General features: G+C 63.6%; 3 protein-coding genes. 2 read left to right on the top strand and 1 reads right to left on the bottom strand.

Annotated elements, in window-relative coordinates; genetic code table 11:
• On the bottom strand, positions 1 to 1,248 hold a 1,248-nt coding region (locus tag ACLIBK_RS25335; RefSeq protein ID WP_415390080.1), incomplete at its 3' end, for an IS701 family transposase.
• Positions 1,249 to 2,790: 1,542 nt separating this feature from the next.
• Here ACLIBK_RS25335 and ACLIBK_RS25330 point away from each other — a divergent pair.
• Together ACLIBK_RS25330 and ACLIBK_RS25325 are read left to right on the top strand one after the other, a co-directional pair.
• Positions 2,791 to 3,027 (top strand): transcriptional regulator, encoded by a 237-nt coding sequence (locus ACLIBK_RS25330; RefSeq protein WP_415390082.1) that lies wholly within the window; start codon positions 2,791 to 2,793, stop codon positions 3,025 to 3,027.
• Positions 3,028 to 3,201: 174 nt separating this feature from the next.
• Positions 3,202 to 3,669, top strand: a complete 468-nt coding sequence (locus ACLIBK_RS25325) for an IS5 family transposase (protein ID WP_415390081.1) — start codon at positions 3,202 to 3,204, stop codon at positions 3,667 to 3,669.
• Positions 3,670 to 3,792 lie beyond the last annotated feature (123 nt).

Here is a 3,792-nt window from a genome sequence, read left to right as displayed (position 1 = left end):
TGCAGCGGATTTCCTGGATCGACCACCGGATGGGTTCCGCAGTGCCCGGGGCTGCTTCTGTGTTTTTTGGGGCGCCGGCTGATTGGCGTGGTGGCGGATCACCGCCAGCATGGCGAGGGCCAGCATCACCAGAGAGACGTGGCGGTGCCAGCCGTGCCAAGACCGGGTTTCATTGTGCGTCAGACCGAGTTCGTTCTTGGCGGTCTCAAAACTGTCCTCGATGGCCCAGCGATGCCCCTCGACAGCAACGAGCGCCTCGATCGGCGTTCCGGCCGGGCACCAGGTGGTGAAGTAAGCCATTTCGCCATCGGCGATGTGACGGCGGATCAGCAGACCGCGCGTCCATAGACCCTTTGCTCCTGAACTGAACTCAGCAGCTTCAAGATCCGCCAGGTCCAGGTACGCCCAGTCGTGCAGGCGCTCACCCTTCGTGCCCAGACCAGCAGACAGGCGCCGCCAAGCGGCAGGATCGAGACCCTGGGCGATGTCCTCCGCTGTTCCTGCGACTTCAGGCTTGCCGATCCACGAACTGAAGGATGACGTCGCGCTGACGCCGAGCACATAGCCCTTGCCCGCGCGGCGGAGCGCCATCTCGATGTCGCCGACGCCATAGACGCTGTCAGCCGCGACCCAGCCAAAAGGCACGCCCGCGGTGATGGCACGCTGGATCATGCCGAGTGCCATGGCAGGCTTGGTTGCGAAGCCAATTCCTGGAGGAACATGGGCCGCAGCCATGCGCGCCGGATCATCCGTCCAGCGCTTGGGCAGATAGAGGGCACGGTCGATGAGGGCGTGGCCATGCCGTGACACATAGGCCGCGAATACGCCGATCTGGCAGTTGGTGATCTTGCCTGCCGAGCCGGTGTATTGCCGCCCCACGCCGCAGGAGGCGCGGCCCTGCTTCAGGAAGCCAGTCTCATCAATGACCAGCACGGCATCCTCTGCGGCGAAATGCTCGACCACGTAGTCTCGCACCATGTCGCGCAGCGCATCGGCCTCCCAGCGGCCGCGGCCGAGAATGGCCTGCTGGCGCCATGGCCCAGGATCGCCCGCCGCCTCAGCCCGCATCCAGCCTGTCTTGCGGCGCTCGGCTCCCAGCAGGCCGTCCAGAAACAGCCCGGCGGAGGCCGCTACCCTCTCCTGGGCGAACAGTGGCCGGATGCGTGCTTTGACCTCACGCAGCGAGGACGCCCAGAGTTCCAGCGTCGTTTCGATCGAAGCGCCCGCCATCCATGATCTCCAAACCATGGTCCGCCATGGATTCAGAGATCACCTCAAACTGCAACTGTAATGCTAGTTCAACCAGTAATCTACCAACTGCATGCACTCCTCCCGTGAGGCAAAGAGCTGTCCATCAGAAGGGTGCCCCGGAGACTTCAGACACCAGTTTAGCATCTTCGCGCCAGGTGCGGCGGTCGCCTCAACGGTGGCACCGCGATAGTGGTAAGTGAGGCCCCCGAGCCGGCCGGCTTGGGCAATCAGTTCGGCTTCATGCGGGGTCGAGGTAGTTTGGTCGTTCATGTTGGCTCTAGAGCAGTTGGAGATGACCCTTCTATACCGCGCGAGAAGCATCCAAAAAATGATTTAATTGTGCAGTTTTGGTGGTTTCGGACTCATGAGACCTGTGCGCGGGAGGTGTTGTCGCGAGGCGGGGCGATCTGATTCGATCGGGCCGGCGTAGGAGGCGGCAATGGCGCGGCGTCGGATCGGACACGCGGTGCTAACTGGACAGAGTAAATTGGTGGTGGAGACGATGCGGGCGATCGGAGTAGGCAGCTAGTTCAAACTCATGCTCGGCCGTTCCGTCGTCGTGCCCGCCGGCACGCGAGCCGGCCAGCGCAGGATGGCGAGCATGCGCAGTCCACCTTCAAGCAACTCCGACCTACGACCGGTGAAGGGCGGAGGCGCCAAGGGCGTGGCGAGCCATAGCCGGCTGACCCCTATGAGCGGGCTGCGGTTAAGCGGGCCAGCAGAAGGTGGCAGCTCCTCACTTAGGTACTTTAAACTTGGCTTTATATCAATTTTAAGGCATTGTGCTTGGCCTGTCAGCTCCCTGCAGTGAGAAAGGCCGACGCTTGCAAGAAAGCTCATTCTCGGCGGCCCAGTGCCGAGGTGCCCGCGCGATGCTGGGGTGGAGCCAAGCGGAGCTTGCTGCTGCGGCTAAGCTGAACCGCATGACGCTGGTTTATTTCGAGCGAGAAGCCCGCACCACTTGTTCCGACAACCGTGCTGCGATCCGCGCAGCTCTAGAGGCCGCAGGCGTGGAGTTCATCCCCGAGAACGGCGCTGGAGCGGGGGTCCGCCTACGGGACGGAGGGACTTGACCCCCGCTCAATGCCACATGGCTCGGGCTGGGCTGCAACTCGGGCTGCATGAGCTGGCAGAACTGGCAGAACTGGCAGAACTGGCAGTGGTAGCTCTCGCGGCTGTTCCGCACCTTGGGAAGGGCAAGGGCGTGCCGCAGTCGTGCAAGCGGCAAGGTATCTGGGAGGCTTTGGAGGCCGCCGGCGTCGAGTTCAATCCCGAAAACGGTAGCAGGCTTGGCACACAGCTGCGGGACCACGTTGCGTGACCCCGGCACAATGCATGGAGGCGCGACAACTCCTTGGGTGGAGCCTTCAACGGCTCGGCGTCTCGTCCGGTACTTGCTGTCTAACAGTTCGTCATTTCGAGCAAGGAAGGGTTCGGACACGTCAGCGCACGGTGGACGCGATGCGCGCGGCCCTGGAAGCAGCCGGTATGGAGTTTGTTGCCGAGACTGACGGCAGGACTCAGGTGAGATTGCTGCGACTGAACACCCTGACCCCAGGGCAGTGCCGCGCGGCGCGCGAGCTCCTCAGATGGACACGACTTCAACTAGGGGTGCAGTCCGGAATTGCCGACTACACAGTGCGGGGTTTTGAATTGGCACGGCAAGAACTGCGCCCAAGAACCACCCGTGCGATCCGTAATGCACTTGAAGCGGCGGGCATCGAGTTCATCCCTGAGATCGGCGGCGGCGCCGGGGTACGGCTACTGAGGCGCTAGGCATGAGCGACGCTCTGAAAGCTTGATACCGCTCGCCTATGACGGACCAGACCAGCAATACCGGCGCTGGACCACCTCCGGCCTCTGGGACGTCTTGTTGCAGGCCCTGGCTGACGGCGGTGGTGATGCCGATGCCCTGCAGATGATCGACAGCACCATCGTGCGGGCCCATCACTGTGCGGCGGGCGCAAAAGGGGGGCTCGCCGCCAGGGTCTTGGGCGCTCGCGCGGTGGCTTCTCGACCAAGATCCACCTCCGCACCAACGCCCATGGCCTGCCGGTCGGCCTGACGCTGACACCCGGCGAGGCGCACGACAGCACCGCCTACGCAAGGCTGATGGAGGAGCGTGACAGCGATCCCGGCATCCTGCTCGCCGATCGGGGCTACGACAGCGATGCCATCCGCCAGGATGCCCGTGCCCGCGGCGGCCGGCCGGAAATCCCTACCAGGCGCAACAGACGCATCCAGCACAGCGTCCAGCGGCCGCTCTATGCCCTACACAACCGCATCGAGCGCTGCATCAACCGCCTGAAGAACCACCGCCGCGTCGCCACCCGCTACGACCACACCGCCACCAGCTTCCTCGGCTTCGTCCAACTCGCCGCGATCAGACTATGGATCAGCTTTGTCCACGCCGCCTAACACTACTTTGGCAGTCTGCCGGAACCTGGGAGATCGCGGGACGCTCTGATCTGGTGTGATCGGAGGCGATCATGGTGTCGGGCATTGGTTGGCAGATGGAACTGGGGCGCTGGCTGGCGCCGT

This window comes from Roseomonas sp. BN140053 (genome assembly GCF_047690175.1).
Lineage (GTDB): Bacteria > Pseudomonadota > Alphaproteobacteria > Acetobacterales > Acetobacteraceae > Roseomonas.
The sequence above is the reverse complement of the archived record's forward strand: the minus strand, read 5'-3'. Positions and strand labels throughout refer to the sequence as shown.